This window comes from Planctomycetota bacterium, from assembly GCA_035574235.1.
Lineage (GTDB): Bacteria > Planctomycetota > MHYJ01 > MHYJ01 > JACPRB01 > DATLZA01.
The window spans coordinates 22,987-38,466 of the sequence record DATLZA010000175.1 but is presented as its reverse complement, the minus strand read 5'-3'; the positions used below and the strand labels follow the sequence as shown (position 1 = coordinate 38,466).

The 15,480-nt window shown below is 69.4% G+C and carries 11 protein-coding genes; all 11 read right to left on the bottom strand.

What is annotated here, in order from left to right; translation table 11 throughout:
• Positions 1–31: 31 nt before the first annotated feature.
• A complete protein-coding gene (glnD, locus tag VNO22_16365; GenBank protein HXG62946.1) occupies positions 32–2,653 on the bottom strand; it encodes a [protein-PII] uridylyltransferase in 2,622 nt (873 codons plus the stop codon).
• Between the two features lie 153 nt (positions 2,654–2,806).
• Positions 2,807–3,145 carry a P-II family nitrogen regulator gene (locus tag VNO22_16360; protein ID HXG62945.1) on the bottom strand — a complete coding sequence of 113 codons (339 nt, stop codon included), beginning with the start codon at positions 3,143–3,145 and terminating at the stop codon, positions 2,807–2,809.
• A gap of 29 nt (positions 3,146–3,174) precedes the next feature.
• Positions 3,175–4,650, bottom strand: a complete 1,476-nt coding sequence (gene amt / locus VNO22_16355; GenBank protein HXG62944.1) for an ammonium transporter — start codon at positions 4,648–4,650, stop codon at positions 3,175–3,177.
• Between the two features lie 273 nt (positions 4,651–4,923).
• A complete protein-coding gene (locus tag VNO22_16350; GenBank protein HXG62943.1) occupies positions 4,924–5,952 on the bottom strand; it encodes a transposase in 1,029 nt (342 codons plus the stop codon).
• Positions 5,945–7,189, bottom strand: a complete 1,245-nt coding sequence (locus VNO22_16345) for an MFS transporter (GenBank protein HXG62942.1) — start codon at positions 7,187–7,189, stop codon at positions 5,945–5,947. The genes VNO22_16350 and VNO22_16345 overlap by 8 nt, the downstream gene beginning before the upstream one ends.
• The gene (locus VNO22_16340; GenBank protein ID HXG62941.1) at positions 7,180–7,443 is read right to left on the bottom strand and encodes a DUF6755 family protein; all 264 of its coding nucleotides are present in this window, start codon (positions 7,441–7,443) and stop codon (positions 7,180–7,182) included. Before VNO22_16340 ends, VNO22_16345 begins: the two co-directional genes overlap by 10 nt.
• Positions 7,419–7,907 (bottom strand): Rieske 2Fe-2S domain-containing protein, encoded by a 489-nt coding sequence (locus VNO22_16335; protein ID HXG62940.1) that lies wholly within the window; start codon positions 7,905–7,907, stop codon positions 7,419–7,421. The genes VNO22_16340 and VNO22_16335 overlap by 25 nt, the downstream gene beginning before the upstream one ends.
• Positions 7,855–8,484 carry a 4Fe-4S dicluster domain-containing protein gene (locus VNO22_16330; GenBank protein ID HXG62939.1) on the bottom strand — a complete coding sequence of 210 codons (630 nt, stop codon included), beginning with the start codon at positions 8,482–8,484 and terminating at the stop codon, positions 7,855–7,857. Before VNO22_16330 ends, VNO22_16335 begins: the two co-directional genes overlap by 53 nt.
• Entirely contained in the window at positions 8,481–10,649 is a 2,169-nt protein-coding gene (locus VNO22_16325; protein HXG62938.1) for a molybdopterin oxidoreductase family protein, read from the bottom strand. The genes VNO22_16330 and VNO22_16325 overlap by 4 nt, the downstream gene beginning before the upstream one ends.
• Entirely contained in the window at positions 10,642–11,670 is a 1,029-nt protein-coding gene (locus VNO22_16320) for an MFS transporter (protein HXG62937.1), read from the bottom strand. The genes VNO22_16325 and VNO22_16320 overlap by 8 nt, the downstream gene beginning before the upstream one ends.
• On the bottom strand, positions 11,667–15,374 hold the full coding sequence (gene cobG / locus VNO22_16315) for a precorrin-3B synthase (GenBank protein HXG62936.1): 3,708 nt from the start codon (positions 15,372–15,374) through the stop codon (positions 11,667–11,669). Before cobG ends, VNO22_16320 begins: the two co-directional genes overlap by 4 nt.
• Positions 15,375–15,480: the final 106 nt, after the last annotated feature.

The window sequence follows — 15,480 nt, the reverse complement described above, 5'->3', positions numbered from 1 at the left end:
CCGCCCCCATGATCCTTAACACCCGAGAGCGCTATCGGAAGGCGTCCAGAACTTCCAGGAGGCGTCGCCGGACCGCTTCGCTCCGTTCGCCGTCGGTGAGCTTGGCCCCCTGGCGGTCGGTGACGTAGAAGACGTCCACCACCTGGTCGAGCCGCGTGGAAATCTTGGCCGACGAGATGGACAACCCCATCTCGAAGAGGGTCCGGGCGATCGTGTAGAGAAGTCCCAGGCGGTCGTCCGCAAAGACCTCGACGATGGTGTAGCGGTCGGAGCTGGCGTTGTCGATCTCGACCTGGGTGGAACCCGAGGAGACCCGCAGCGGGTTCGGCGGCGAGGGAGCCCGCCGGGCGGCGAAGAGCGCCTCCACCGTCCGCCGCCCGAGCAGGACTTCCTCGATCCGGCCGGCGATTTCAGTCCGGCGGTAGGGCGGGGGTTCTCCCGGGAAATCGGTGTCCACGCCTCGGAAGGCGTCCACGACGAATCCGTCCGACCAGGTCACGATCTGGGCGTCGACGATCTGGAAGCGCTCGGCGGCCAGGACGCCGGTGATCTTCGAGAAGATTCCGGGGGTGAGCGATTCCCGCGCGAAGACGGTGTACTGGGTCAGTCCCGTCTCCTTGAGATAGACCGATTCCACGCGGACGCCCCGTTCGGAATCGAGCTCCGCGTGAATGCGCAGGTGAGCCGCCAGCGTTTCCGGATCGGTGCGCAGAAGATAGGCGTCGGGCATGGCCGCCAGGCGGCGTTCCAGGGCTTCGAGGGGCTCCCGGACGGCCAGGCGCGCGCGAAGCGCCGAACGCACGGCCTCAGCGCGCTGGCGTTCGTCGGCCACCGGAGCGGAACCGGAGAGCTCCTCCGACGCGCGCATGTAGAGCTCCGTCAGGAGCGACTCCTTCCATCCCGTGAAGCTTCCGGGCGCGACGGCCTCCGTGTCGGCCGCCGTCAGGACGTAGAGCATCCGGAGCGTCTCCAGGGTCCCCACGGCCCGGACGAACTGGACGATCGTCTTGACGTCGGCGACGTCGCGCCGGAAGGCGGTGTGGGCCATGAGGAGGTGTTTGTGGACGAGGAAGACGAGCTGGGCGCGGTCGTGCTCGTCGAGCCCCAGCTCCCGTCCCAGTTCCTCGGCGATCCGCCGTCCCACCTCGCTGTGATCCTCCTCGCGCCCCTTGCCGATGTCGTGCAGGAGGACGGCCAGGTGGAGAACGTCCTTGCGGCGGGTTTCCCGGTAGGCCTGTCCGATGGGACCCGGGTCGCGGGCGCGCGCGGCGGCGGCCTCGAGGGCGCGGATGGAGTGCTCGTCCACGGTGTACTTGTGGTACTGGTTGAACTGCATCAGGCAGCGGGCGTGCTCGAAGGCGGGGATGAAGCGCCCCAGAAGTCCCACCCGGTGGAGGTTCCGGACCAGGCCGCCGAGCCCCTCGGGGTCCGCCATGATCTCCAGGAACCGGCGGCGCGCCTCCGGCGTCAGCTCGCAGCCCGGCGCGGCGGCGCGCACGCGCTCCAGCGTCTCGTGGGCGACGGCCACGCCGTGCTTGCGGGCCAGGTCGAAAAGGCGCAGCAGAACATCCGCCCGGCGCAGCTCCTCCGGAGGGGCCTGGGAATCGATCGCGATCGTCTCGCGGCCCAGGAGAAAATGCTCCTCGACCCGCCGGGTGAGGAAACGGTCCAGCGCCCGGCGGGCCAGTCCCCGCCGGCGCGCCCCGGCGGCAAAGCGCATCGCCAGGTCGTGGACCGCCGTCGTGTGCCGGTAGTACTGCTGCATGAAGCGTTCCACGCCCAGGAGCGGCCCCTGATCCTCGAACCCGAGCCAGCGGGCGATGCGGACCTGCTCCTCGCGCGTGAGGACGTCCTGGGCCCCGCGGGCGTGGAAGTGAAGCTCGTGGCGGATACGATAGAGAAACTCGGCGCCCGCCGAAAGCGTCTGAGCGTCCTCGGCCGTGAGCACGCCGCCCACGCGGAGCATTTCCGGATCGCGCGTCCCGTACCGCGACAGGGCGATCCAGCGCAAGAGGTGCACGTCCCGCAGTCCGCCGGGGCTCTTCTTGACGTTGGGCTCCAGGAGGTTGACGCTGGCCACCGTGTCGCGGTGCTCCTGGGCTCGCTCCTGAAGGCAGGCGTCGATGAAGCGCTCCAGCGACGACGAGGCGATCAGACGGTGGCAGCGGCGCTGAAGTTCGGCGAAGAGCGCGGCGCTTCCCACGACGAGCCGCGCCTCCATGAGGGAGGTGCGCAGCGGAAAGTCCTTCCGCGCAAACGCGATCGCGTCCGAAGGGGAGCGGACGCTCTGGGAGAGCTTGAGTCCCGCGTCCCAAAGATCCCGCACGAGCGCCGAGACGAGCTCGAGAACCGAAGCCCGGGGGCGGCGGACATGGAGGAAAAGGAGGTCCACATCCGAGTAAGGGGCCATGTCGCCCCTCCCGTAGCCGCCGACGGCGACGAGCGCCAGCTCCCGAAGGACATGGGGGCGCTCGGCGGCGGGCAGGCGCTCGACCGCCTCGCGGTACGCGCGGCCGACGGCGCGGTCGTACAGGTCGGTCAGGGCGGAGGACACCTGTCCGCCGAGAGCGCCGGCGCGGTGCAGCGCCTCGATCTGGAGGCGCTCCCGCGCCAAGCCCTCTTTCAGGCCGCCCGCGGCCAGGACTTCGCCCATGGGACCCGCATGATATCGGCGGCCGGCCCGCGGGGCAACCGGCGCCTCCTTGCGTCCGGAGGCCCGTTTCCTCCTCCCTCCAGGGGGCCGGAATGCCGGGGGGTCCGCCGCGGTCCGCTCCCCGTCGGCGGACCCTCCCGGAAGACGGGATTCCTACACCGCCGCCTCGCCCTTTTCGCCCGTGCGGATGCGGACGACCTGTTCGAGGGGCGAGACGAAGATCTTTCCGTCTCCGATCTCGCCCGTGCGGGCGGACCGGATGATGGCTTCGACCACGGCGGGAGTCGAGGCATCCGAGACGACCACCTCGATTTTGACCTTGGGCACGAGGTCCACCGTGTATTCGGTCCCGCGGTACTGCTCCTTGTGGCCTTTCTGGCGGCCGAAACCCCGGACCTCGGTGACGGTGAGACCCTGAACGCCGACCTGGCTCAGCGCGGCCTTGACCTCGTCGAGCTTGAAGGGCTTGATGACGGCTTCCACTTTTTTCACGGTCGTTCTCCTCTTTCTTGTTCCCTGCCCTACTTCTGCACCATCTGGAAGCCGGGGTAGGCCTCCTGGCCGTGCTCGCCGATGTCCAGGCCCTGAACCTCTTCCTCGGCCGACACCCGCATCCCGACCGTCGCCTTGATGATGCCCCAGAAGATGAAGGACGCCACCAAGACGTACGCCGCGGTCGCCCCGATCGCCGCCAGCTGCTTGCCGAGCTGGGCGAAGCCGCCGCCGTAGAAAAGACCCGCCGTCGCGGCGGAATTTCCCGACCGGCCGATCCGATCCGGGGTGGCGAAAAGGCCCACGCAGAGGGTGCCGAACACGCCGTTGGCCAGGTGGACGGACAGCGCGCCCACCGGATCGTCCACCTTGATCTTGTCGAAGAAGATCACCGAGACCACCACGAGAACGCCCGCGATCGCGCCGATGAGCACCGAAGCTCCCACCGTCACGAACGCGCAGGGGGCCGTGATCGCCACCAGGCCCGCGAGCGAACCGTTGAGCGTCATGCCGAGATCGGGCTTGCCCATCAGCACCCAGCTCGTCAGGGTCGCCGTCACGGTGGCCGCCGCGGCCGCCATGTTCGTGGTCATGGCGATCTCGCCGATGGCTTCCGGATCCACGCCCATCGTGCTGCCGGGGTTGAAGCCGAACCAGCCGAACCAGAGCACGAAGGTCCCGATCGTGGCCAGCGCCATCGAGTGTCCCGGAATCGGGTTGACCCTTCCGTCCGGCCCGTATTTTCCGATGCGGGGCCCCAGCATAAGCACTCCGGCCAAGGCGGCCCACCCGCCGATCGAGTGCACCTGGGTCGAGCCGGCGAAGTCCACCATGCCCATGGAGGAAGCCCACCCGCCGCCCCAGATCCAGTGGCCCACCACGGGGTAGATCACCATGCCCATGAAGAGCGTGAAGAGAATGAAGGAGCCGTACTTGATGCGCTCGGCCACGGCGCCCGAGACGATGGTGGCCGCCGTGCCGCAGAAGACGAGCTGGAAGAAGAATTTCGTCCAGAGCGGAGTCCCGCTCCAGCTGATGGCGCTGTAGACGCCTCCCGCGTTCTTGTAGTCGTCGCCCGTCAGGGGACTGGCGTCGGCTCCCCCGACGCAGAAAAGCCCGCTCGTCCCCACGAACGAGTTTCCGTCGCCGAACATCAGTCCCCACCCCAGGAACCAGAACGCCAGCGAGCTGGCCGCGAAGACGATGAAGTTCTTGGACAGAATGTTGACCGCGTTCTTCGCCCGGCACAGGCCCGTCTCCACGCACGCAAATCCGAGGTTCATGAAGAAGACGAGCATCCCGGCGATGAGCGTCCAGACGGTGTCCGCCATCACCTTCTGGGACCCCAGGGCCTCCTTGATCTTCGCGCCCCAGTCCACCGCGGCCGGCGCCGACTTCGTCGGCTCGGCCGGTTTGTCCTGAATCGCCGCCCAGGCGATCGAACTGACGAACCCGACCAGAAGCACCACCGCGAGCTTGGCCATCCACCGCCCGTGCCTGCGCATGACTCCAGTCCCCTTTCTTCGAAGAAGCGCCACCCCTTCGATCGCGTCCCTGGCAACCCCGGACGCCGCCGCGCGGAACGCCCGCACGGTCGCCTGCCGCCCTCCACCGCAACCCCTGTGCCACACCCACGGCCGCCCCGGAAATCGATAAATCTCCTTGGAGATCATCAGGTTGCGAGAACGGCGGCCGGACGCGGAAAGAAAAGGAGTCCTACCGGGCGGTAGGATCCGATGGAAAAAGACACTCTTCGGTATGATGCGCTACTTGCGCCTTCAGAGCGCCACGGGCCCCTCGAACGGCCGGGCCATCGGCGATTCCTGGCGCCTCAAGGCCAAATAAAGAAGACTCACCGCCGAAAGCGCCAAGTGCCGCCGCAGCGAACGGTAGCCGCGGACCTCGAACTCCTCCAGCCCCACCGCGCGCCGGTCCGCCGCGAACGCCTTTTCGAGACGCGCCACGTCCCGCGCGCGTTCAGCCAGATCCTCGAGCGAACCCGGAAGGTTGGTCACAAAATACCCGCCCTCCCGGAGCGCCAGCAGTCTCAGCGGCCGATCTTCTTCATTTCCGCGTAAGGCGAAAGCCAGAAGCGCATCCCCCGCGCCCGCCAGATCGCGGACCGGCCCTTCTCTTCCCGCGGCGCGCCCTGCGAAATCCCCCGGAACCTCGACGAGGAAGGCCCGTCCCCGGCGAGCCACCTCCTCCACCCACTCCGGCTCCCGCCCCAGGTCGCGCGTCGCCAGAACGCAGCCGAACCGAAGCCCCCGCCGCTCGGCGCGCTCCAGGAGATCCAGCGCCACGCGCCCCTTCGAGCGCCCGGCAACCCCCTCCGGAATGCCGGCCCGGAGGCGACGCTCCTCCTGGGCCCAACGCTCGGACAGAGAGACGTCGCTCTCCAGAAGACATCGAAACGTCCCGTCCACCCGCCCCAGGTGAACGAGAACACAGCAGTTCTCGACGCGCCCCGTGGAGGGACAATGCTGCCGGTCGACGCCCGGCGTGCGGTCTCCCTTCTTGGGCCGGCCCGAAAGATGCAGAAACGCGGCCTCGGCGGCGGCCCCGTGCCGGCGCGCCCCGATTCGCGCCACGAGCGACCGCACCCGCTCCTCGTCCCACCGGTGCAGCGACAGAAACTCCTGGAGCGTCCGCGCCGCCACGCCCGCCGCGCGCGCCAGCGACCGCACCGTCTTGCGCTCCAGCGGCGCCAGCTGTCCGCGCACGTACGCCCCCATCAGCCGCCGCGTGGGCGCCGTGGCGCACGAATCGAACTCCTCCAGGAACGCCTCCAGCTCCCGATCAACCACGCGAACCCGCCTCCGCGGGCCGAAGCGCGGACGGCTCCGGCGGATGTACGCCCGGCTCGACCTTCGAACGCCCCCACCGCTCCCGCTGCCACCCCAGGAGGGCCACTCCGTAAGCCCCCGCCAGGCTCAGGACAAAAAACCCCGCCGCGTAAGCTCCCGTCAGTTCCCGGCACAGCCCCAGCACGTTCGGCACCAGAAAGCCTCCCAGGCCGCCCGCCGCGCCGATCATGCCCGTGGCGGCGCCGAGATCCTCCCGAAAACGCTGCGGAACGAGCTGAAAAACCGCGCCGTTTCCGAGCCCCAGACAGGCGAGCGCGCCCACCAGCAGCGCCGCCGCCCCCGCCGCGGGCGGACCCAGCCCCGCCGCCCCCAACCCCAGCGACGCCCCCGTCAGAACCAGGACCAGAACCCGCAACCCGCCCCACCGGTCCGCCAGGAATCCTCCCACCGGCCTCATGAAGCTTCCCGCAAAGACGCACAAGGCGGCGAGATTTCCCGCCGCAATCCGCCCCATTGCGTATTGATCATGAAAGAACACCGCCAGGAAACTCGCCAGTCCCACGAAGCCCCCGAACGTGACCGCGTAAAGGAGCGAAAACCCGAGCGTGTCGCGCTTTCTCCAGAGATCGACATACGCCCGGAGCGGCCGGGGGGCCGGACGGCCCGGCGCTTCGCGCGCCCAAAGAACGAAAAGCCCCAGCACGACGAGCGCCGGCAGAAGCGCACCGCCGAACACCGCCCGCCAGCCCCACGACTCCGCCAGCCGCGGCGCCAGAAGCGCGGCCACCACCGTCCCGCTGTTGCCCGCCCCGGCGATCCCCATCGCCAGCCCCTGATGACGGGGCGGATACCAGCGCCCCGCCAGAGGCAGCGCCACCGCGAAGCTGCTTCCCGCCACCCCCAGGAGCAGGCCCAGGGCCAGCACCTCGCCCCAACGCGCGGCCCCGAGCCACCCCCAGGCCAAAGGCGCCAGCACCGCGATCTGACCGAGAATCCCCGCCCGCCGCGGCCCGACTCGATCCACCAGAATCCCCATCGGCACGCGAAGAAGCGCCCCGCCCAGGATCGGCACCGCGGCCATCAGCCCCTTCTGAGCCGGCGTCAGCCCGAACTCCTCGGCGATGAAGATCCCGAGCGCCCCCACGAGAACCCACACCATGAAGCTCACGTCGAAGTAGAGGAAGGCCAGAAGAAGCGTCGGCTTGTGTCCCGACCTCAGGAAGTCCCCTATCCGCATCGCGGCCCCCCTTCCCGTCGCGGAACCACGCAGCGGACCAGCGCGCAGGAGGCCGCGAAGCAGAGCGCCGAGCCTCCCGCCGCCGGCAGAAGCCCCGCCCACCGTCCCGCCAGATATCCGTCCACCGCCGCCATGAGGAGAAGAAACTGCACGAGGATGAGAAGGACCAGGCACGCCATCACGGCGTAGATCACGGACATCTCCCGCGCCCGCTCGGCGCGCCGCGCTCTCAGCGACGAATCCCGATCGCCCACAGCTCGTCTCCTCGGCGTTCCAGCTCGATCCGGGGCAGCGGCCGCGGCGGCGGGCCCGCCAGCACCCGCCCGTCCTCGGCGCTGAAGTAGCCTTCGTGGCACGGGCAGTGAAGCTTCCGGGTCGCCGCGCGGAAAACCACCGGGCAGCCCAGGTGCGTGCACTTCTGTCCGAACGCCTCGAAACGGTCCTCCTCGAGGCGCACGAGCAGGCACGGCGCCCCCGGCCCCGGATACTCGAACACCCGCGAACCCCCGACGGGAAGATCCCGCACCGTCCCGATCCGCACGGGCTCCGGCGCCGCCGCCCGCGCGTCGCGCAGCCCGAGCGCCGCCAGCGTCCCGTTGGCCGCGCAGGCCGCCCCCGAAACCAGAACCAGCGACTTCGTGAACTCCCGCCGCGTCACGTAGTGGTCATCGGCCCACGAGATCGGGAAGTCGTCCTTCCACGCCGGCGTTCCGGCCATCGCCTCCTCCTTCCCCCATCCAGCGGGCCACGTCCAGCTCATCCGCCCCCGGAGGGACCATCATGCCCACCTTCGTCCGCACGACCTGGCCCTCGAACCGAAACCGGTACGCGGGCCGCTCCCGGCGCGTCCCCTCGAGCGCCCGCCGAGGCCCGAACCAGAGCGCCCCGCTCGGACAGACCGTGGCGCACATCGGACGCTTGCCGGCCGACGTGCGGTCGTAGCACAGGTCGCACTTCATCATCTGGTCGATCCGGGCGACGTAGCGGGGCACCCCGAACGGGCACGCCAGAACGCAGTTCGAGCACCCCACGCAGCGCGACTGCAGCGCCGACTGCACGACGCCGTCGTCGGTCTTCTTGATCGCATCGGCGGGACAGGCGTTGGCGCAGGCCGGATCCTCGCAGTGCAGGCACACCACCGGCACCGTCTGGGTGGACTCCGCCCGGTCCGCCTCCTCGAGGTGGATCATGGAGATTCCCCGGTGCGTCTCGCATTCCGCGCAGGCGTGAACGCACGCGCGGCAGCCGATGCAGCGCGAGGGATCCAGGACGAACTCCAGCTCCGGATCGATCACGGCGCCTTCTCCACCCGCACGGCGCACACCTTGAACTCGGGAATCTTCGAAACCGGATCGAGCGCCCGCAGCGTCAGCCGGTTCGCGGACTTCTCGCCGGGCCAGTGATACGGGATGAACACCGTGTCCGGACGGATCGTCCGGGTCACCAGGCACGGAAGGATCACCTCGCCGCGGCGGCTCGTCACCCGCACGCGCTCGCCGGTGGCCACCCCCACGCGCGCCGCCAGCTCCGGATGCATCTCCACCCGGGGTTCGGGATACTGCTCGACGAGGGGACCGATCCGGCGCGTCTGGCTCCCGCTCAGGTATTGGGAAACCACGCGGCCGGTGGTCAGGATCACGGGATACTCCTCGTCCACGTCCTCCGCGGGCGGACGGTACTCGACCGCATGGAACCGGGCCCGCCCGTCCGGGTGATAAAAGCGCCCCCCCTCGAAGAGCCGCGGCGTGCCCGGATGGTCGAGCTCCGGGCAGGGCCAGAATACGCCGTGCTGCCGCTCGATCTTCTCGTAGGTGATTCCGTAGTAGTCGCACGTCCCGCCGCGCGAGACGTGCCGCAGCTCCCGGAAGATGTCCTCCACGCACGAATACGGAAAGCGGTCCCACGGGGCGAACCGCCGCGCCAGATCGCAGACGATTTCCCAGTCGAGGCGGGCCTTTCCGGGCGGACGGACCGCCTGGCGGACGCGCACCACGCGTCCCTCGGCCGTCGTCACCGTCCCCTCGTCCTCCTCGTGAAGCGATCCGGGCAGAATCACGTCCGCATGGCGCGCCGTTTCGGACATGAAGAAGTCGATGACCGCGAAGAACTCCAGCTTCTCGAGAGCCGCCCGCGTGTGCTCGGCGTCCGGAAGCGACACCAGAGGATTGAAGCAGATCGAAAGAAGCCCGCGGATTTCCCCCCGGTGGATCGCCTCCATCATCTGGGTGGAGGGCAGCCCCGGCCCGGGCAGCTCCTCCTCGCACACTCCCCAGCGCTCGGCCACGAGGCGGCGGTGCTCGGGATTGTCGATATCCCGGCCGCTCGGGAGCTGGTTGCACCGCTGGCCGTGCTCGCGCCCGCCCTGGCCGTTGCCCTGCCCGGTGATCGTGGAATACCCGCAGCCCGGCCGGCCGATCTTGCCGGTGGCCAGAACGAGGTTGATCGCCGCCAGGCAGTTCTCGACCCCCTTGGTGTGGTGCTCGATGCCGCGCGCATGGAGGAACATCCCCGTCCGGGCCGTTCCCCACGCCTCCGCGGCGCGCTCGATCGCGACCGCCGGAACGCCGGCGATCGACGCCACGCGCTCCGGGGTGTACTCCCGCACGACCCGCTCAACCGCCTCGAAACCCGTCGTGTGATGCGCGATGAAGTCGCGGTCGATCCACCCCCGCCGGAGGCAGACGTGCAGAAGCCCGTTCAGAAGCGCAGAGTCACGCCCGGGGCGGACGGGCAGAACCAGATCCGCCGTCCGCCCCACAGGCGTGATCCGGGGGTCGATCAGGATAAGGCGCGCGCCCCGGTCGCGGGCGCGCCAGAGGTAATCCGTCAGGACCGGAAAACACTCGCCGATGTTCGCCCCGGCCACGATGATCGTCTCGGCCAGCGGAAGGTCGCTCCAGGGGTTGGCCGCGCGGTCGATGCCGAACGCCATCCGGTTGGCGGCTCCCGCGGAAACCATGCAGAGGCGCCCGTTGTAGTCGATGTTCTTCGTCCGCAGGGCCACCCGGGCGAACTTGCCCATGAGGTAGGCCTTCTCGTTCGTCAGCGACGCGCCCGACAGCACCGCGAAGGCGTCCCTCCCCCAGCGCTCCTGGACGCGCCGGATGCCCGCCTCCACGAGATCGAGCGCCTCGGGCCAGTCCGCCTCCCGGAACCCCCCGTCGGTCCGGACAAGAGGCGCCAGGAGCCGGTCGGGATGGCTTCCCTGGAGGTACCGCTTGACGCCCTTGGGACAGAGCATGCCGCGGTTGACCGGGAACTCCTCCCACGGCTCGAAGCCCACGACGCGTTCGTCGCGGACTTTGAGCTGAATGCCGCACTGCACGCCGCAGAAGCAGCAGTGCGTGCGGACCCGTCGGTCGGGGGGCCGGCGGTCTTCCCATCCCCCGGGCGGCGCGTCGTGGAGGCGCGGGCCGTAGGCGGCCACCAGATCCTCGATCGAAAGGGGCGGCCTAGCCACGGCGCGCCTCCGCCAGGAACCGCCCCTGGCTCACGCCGATCGCGCGCCGCCGGCATCGGGGGCATACATCGACCTCAAGCGCCAATCCGGACGCGGCCAGAACCTGTCGCAGATCCTCCATCTGCCGCGCCGGCGCGAAGGCCTCTCCGCAGCGACGGCAGCGGGCGGCGGGCTCCTTCTCCTCCGCGCGGCGGTAGAGATGCACCGCCAGATGGAGCGGCCGCTGGACGATGTGAAAGAGCTTCCCGAACGGCAGATAAAGGAGCGTGGCGCACACCGTGAGGGCATGAACGAGGGAAAGCACCTGGGAGCCGGCGCCTCCAAGCGCGTGCGTGCTGAAGGTGAGCATGAGCCCCGTCACCGAAATCGCCAGAAGCAGGATGAGCGGCACAAGATCGTTTCCGAACTGCTGGCGGGCCAGGGACGCCGGATCCCGCAGCCTCCGGCGAAGCGCCAGAGCCACCCCCACGATCACGAGGACCGCCGAAAGATTGAGAAGATTGAAGAGGACGTACCGCACGGGAGACGACGTGTCGAAGCTTCCCACCGCGACCCCCAGAAAGAGCACCCGGTAGATTTCCGGCCGCTCGGGAACGCTCTCGAAGTGGAGCCATCCGAAGACCAGTGGAAAGGTCACGGCCCCCGCCAGGGCACAGCCCCAGGCGATGAGGAAGTGCGTCACCCAGCGGAGCCGGCCGCGCCGGCGAATGAAGCGCTGAGCCAGGAGGTTCTCCCAGGCCGCGCGGGCCAGAAACGCGAGGTTCCGTCCCCAGCCGCCCCGTCGCAGAAGCTCCGGCACCCGTCCGGCGTACATGCGCGTCGCCGGCCGCTGGAGCCACACCGCGTAGCGGTACGCCACCGCGAAGGCGGAGAAGAGCGTCCCGAAGGTGTACGTCAGGAGAATCGGATCGTAATACCGCAGCGTGCGGGAGCCCAGGACGATTCCCGCCCCGAGCGCCGCCACCGCGAGGAGGCCGGCGCGGACCCCCTTCGGATCGAGCGATCGGAAGTAGGCGATCATGGGACGGCCACCGCCTCCTCGGGGGCGACCTTCTTCTTGAGCTTCTCGAGCTCCAGGCCTCCCTCGATGAGCTTGCGCATTTCGCCCATCCCCGCCGACGTTCCCAGAAGGATCCCGCCGACCGGAATCCCGTGGCGGAAGATGACGCGCCGGTACGTGCCCGCGGCGGCGTCGTTCCGCACGTGGGAGGTCACCCCGCCTCCGTCCTCGAGAATTTCGCCCATGGAAACGAGGGGAATCCCCAGACACTTGAGGATCGTCACCGGCAGGAACCCCTGGAAAAAGGCGAGTTTCCCGACGGCGCCCGCCGCGGCCACTTTGGCCTGCTCGATCGCGTTTCCCCAAAGCCCCACGACCTGGCCGCGCCATTCGACGACGTCCCCCGCCGCGAAGATCCCCTCGGCGGACGTCTGCATCCGATCGTCCACGAGCACCCCTCGCGCACAGTGGAGCCCGGAGCGTTTCACCCAGTCGATGTTGGGGCGGATGCCGGTGGACACCACCGCCAGATCGAACTCGAACCGCCGTCCGTCGGAAAGCTCAAGAACGCCCTCCGAGAGGGTCCGCACGGCCGCGCCGCAATGAGCTTCGATTCCCTTCCGGCGGACCTTCTCCGCGAAGAGAGCCGCCGCGGCGAGGTCGAGCTGCCGGGGCATGAGCCGGGGCGCGAGCTCAAAGACCCGCACCGAGCCGCCGCGCTTGACGATTCCGTACGCCGCCTCGAGTCCCAGGACGCCGCCGCCGATGACGACCGCCCGGGCTCCCGGCTTGGCCCGTCCCAGAATCCCCTCGACGTCCTCGAGCGTCCGAAGGAGAAACACGCCCGGCACGTCGGGCCGCCAGAAGGGCGGCAGGGCGGCGGAACTTCCGTGGGCCAGGATGCAGGCGTCGAACGGAAGTTCGCGGCCTTCGTCGAGAAGGGCCGTCTTCTTGACGGGATCCAGGCCGATCACGCGCGCGCCCGTCAGGACCTCGATGCGGCGCTCGGCGTACCAGTCGGCCGTGTAGTCGAAGAGATCGTCGCGCTTGACCTCCTCGGCGAGATATCGGGTGAGATTGAGGCGGTTGTAGAAGGAATGCTTTTCGTCGGTGACGAGGGTGATGCGGCAGGCGGGGTCGAGTTCCCGGGCCGTCTGTGCGGCGGTGTGGCCGGCGATGCTTCCGCCCACGATGAGAAGGCGCTTCCCCGCCGGGGGGGGCGCGGGCCGGGCGGCGGCCGGAGCTCCGCGGCGGAACCCGCTCCGGGGAGCGCCGCACACGGGGCAGAGCTCGGGGGGATCCCCCTCGGGCTTATGCCCGCAGGAGCCGCACGCCCACGGGCCGGTTGGCGGGGTCTCGGAGGCGGGACTTTCTTCAGGCGCGGGCTCGAAGCGGGCCCGCAGCGCCGCGCACACCGGACAGAAGGGGGGCGGATCCTCCGCCACGTGAAGGTGTCCGCACGCCCCGCACAGCCAGCGGGGCAGATCCTCCTTGGGTTTTTCGGCCTTGGCGCCGCGCAGGCGCGCCCGCCAGTAGGCGCTGAACGTGTCGTTGTCGCCGCGCCGGAGATAGAATTCCCGCACCACCCGCTCGAGAAGCTCGGGAAGCTGGTCGAACGGCACGGCCTTCCGGTAAAGGACCCCCATCTGGATCTCGCCCGCGCAGCCGCCGCCCAGATAGACGTCGAAGGCGTCCACCACCCGAAGCCCCCGGCGGATCTTGACGCCCTTGAGGCCGATGTCGGCCGTGTAGCTCATGGCGCAGGAACTCGGGCATCCGCTCATCGCCAGGTGAATTCCGTGAAGCGGCACCTTGCGGCGGCGCAGCTCCTCGATCAGCCGGTAGGCGTATCCTTTGGTCTCGGTGACCGCGAGGTTGCAGAACTGCTTGCCGGTGCAGGCCACGGTGTTTCGGGTCCAGGAATCCGGCTCGAAGCTCAGGCCGTAGCGGGCGATGGCATAGCCCACCTTCGGGCGCACCGCCGAAGGAATCCCCGGCAGAACGAGGTTCTGGTCGTAGGTCGTCCGCAGGGTCCCCGAGCCGTACTGGCGCGCCACGAGGGCCAGGCCCTCCATCTGGTCCCAGGTGAGGCGCCCGACGGGAACGCACACCCCGAGCGCCCAGAGATCGTCCTGCTTCTGCTTGAACCACCCGATGAAATCCTCTTCGCCCGCCGGGGGCGGAGGCGGCTGGGGGAAGCGCGTCATTTCCCGGCCCAGGCGTTTCTCGATCTCGAGAAGCACCCCGTCGGGCCCCAGGCGCTCGATGAGAAACCGGAAGCGCACTTGGTGCCGATTGTGCCGCCAGCCGCATTCGCGGAAGGTGCGCAGAACGGCGGCGGCGACCTCGCGGACTTCGCCGGGACGGACGAACACGGGGATCGGCCAGCTCAGGCGGGGCGCCTGCCCCTGGTTGCCTCCGAGCAGCAGCCGGAAGCCGATCGACCCGTCGGGCCCGCGGGCGGCGACGAAGCATAGATCCTGCGTCCAGGCGTGCGCGGGGGCCGAAGGGCGCCCTACCAGGGCGATGTTGAATTTGCGGGGAAGATCGGAAAAGTCGCGGTCGCCGATGACGAGGTCCTGGATCTGGCGGGCCAGATCCCTCGTATCGAGGAGCTCCTCGGGGTCGATGCCGCTGTAGGGGTGGGAGGTCACGTTGCGGACGTTGTCGTGTCCGGACTGTCGGGCGGTCAGTCCCACGCGCTCCAGCGCCGCGCGGACGGCCGGAAGCTTGTCGATCGTCAAGCCCTGGATCTGGATGTTGCCTCGGGTCGTCACGTCGAGGATGCTGTACCCGGATTCGTAGGCGATGTAGGCGAGCGCGCGGGCCTGCTCGCTGGTCATCTCGCAGCCGGGGATCCGGACGCGGACCATGTAGCGGTCGTTGTCGTTGTTCTTGCGATAGAAGAAGCCGTACCACTTCATGCGCTCGAGGTCGGGGACCTCGATGCGGTCCATGGGCGTTTTCTCCCGCGCGTAGCGCAGGACGTCCGGCCAGACGTCGATTCCGTGCTTGGCCCGCTTCCACTGTTCGACGGAGCTCAGGGCGACGGCGGGATCTTCCGGCGTCTTGGCCGAAGGCGGCGGGGCGGCGCCGGGACGCACCCAGACTTTGCCTCCGTCCACCTTGGTTTCGAAGGTCTTCTGAGAGAACCGCTTGTCCGTGAGGCACTTTCCGGTGCGGCAGTCGAACTGCCAGTTGTGCCACGGGCAGGTGAGGATTTTGCCCTCGAGGGTGCCTTCTCCGAGGGGGCCGCCTTCGTGGCAGCAGGCCTGGGCGAGGGCGAAGACGCCCTGGTCGGTGGCGGCCAGAACCACGGCCTGTGCGCCCGCCTTGGCGGCGCGCACGGTGCCCGGCCGCATCTCGGAGGCGTCGGCCACGGCGATCCACTCGGAGGCCGGCGCGGCGGTCGGACCCGCGGGATCGGGCAGCTCCACGAGGATCTCGGCCTTCTCCACGCGGACGGCGTAGCGTTCCTGAGGGGCTCTTTTTTCCGTCAGACATTTCCCCGAAGGGCCGTCGAACTGCCAGCCGTGGAGGGGGCAGGTGACGCCGTTCCCCTGCACCACGCCCTCCCCCAGTGAGCCTCCCGCGTGAGGGCAGACGTTGTCGAGCGCGAAGATTCCGTCCTTGCCGTGGACGAGAGCGATTTCGCGCCCTCCGGCGCGCGCCACCCGCGCGCTTTGCGGAGGCAGGTCCTCCAACCGCGCAACCGCGACCCACATGGCTCGTGCGATCCGAAAAAACAAAAGCCGGCATCCCCTCGCGGGGACGCCGGCTTGAGTTCGAGTGGGCTCCGTGCCGGCTCCGGCGCCCTCTCGGGGCGCCGGA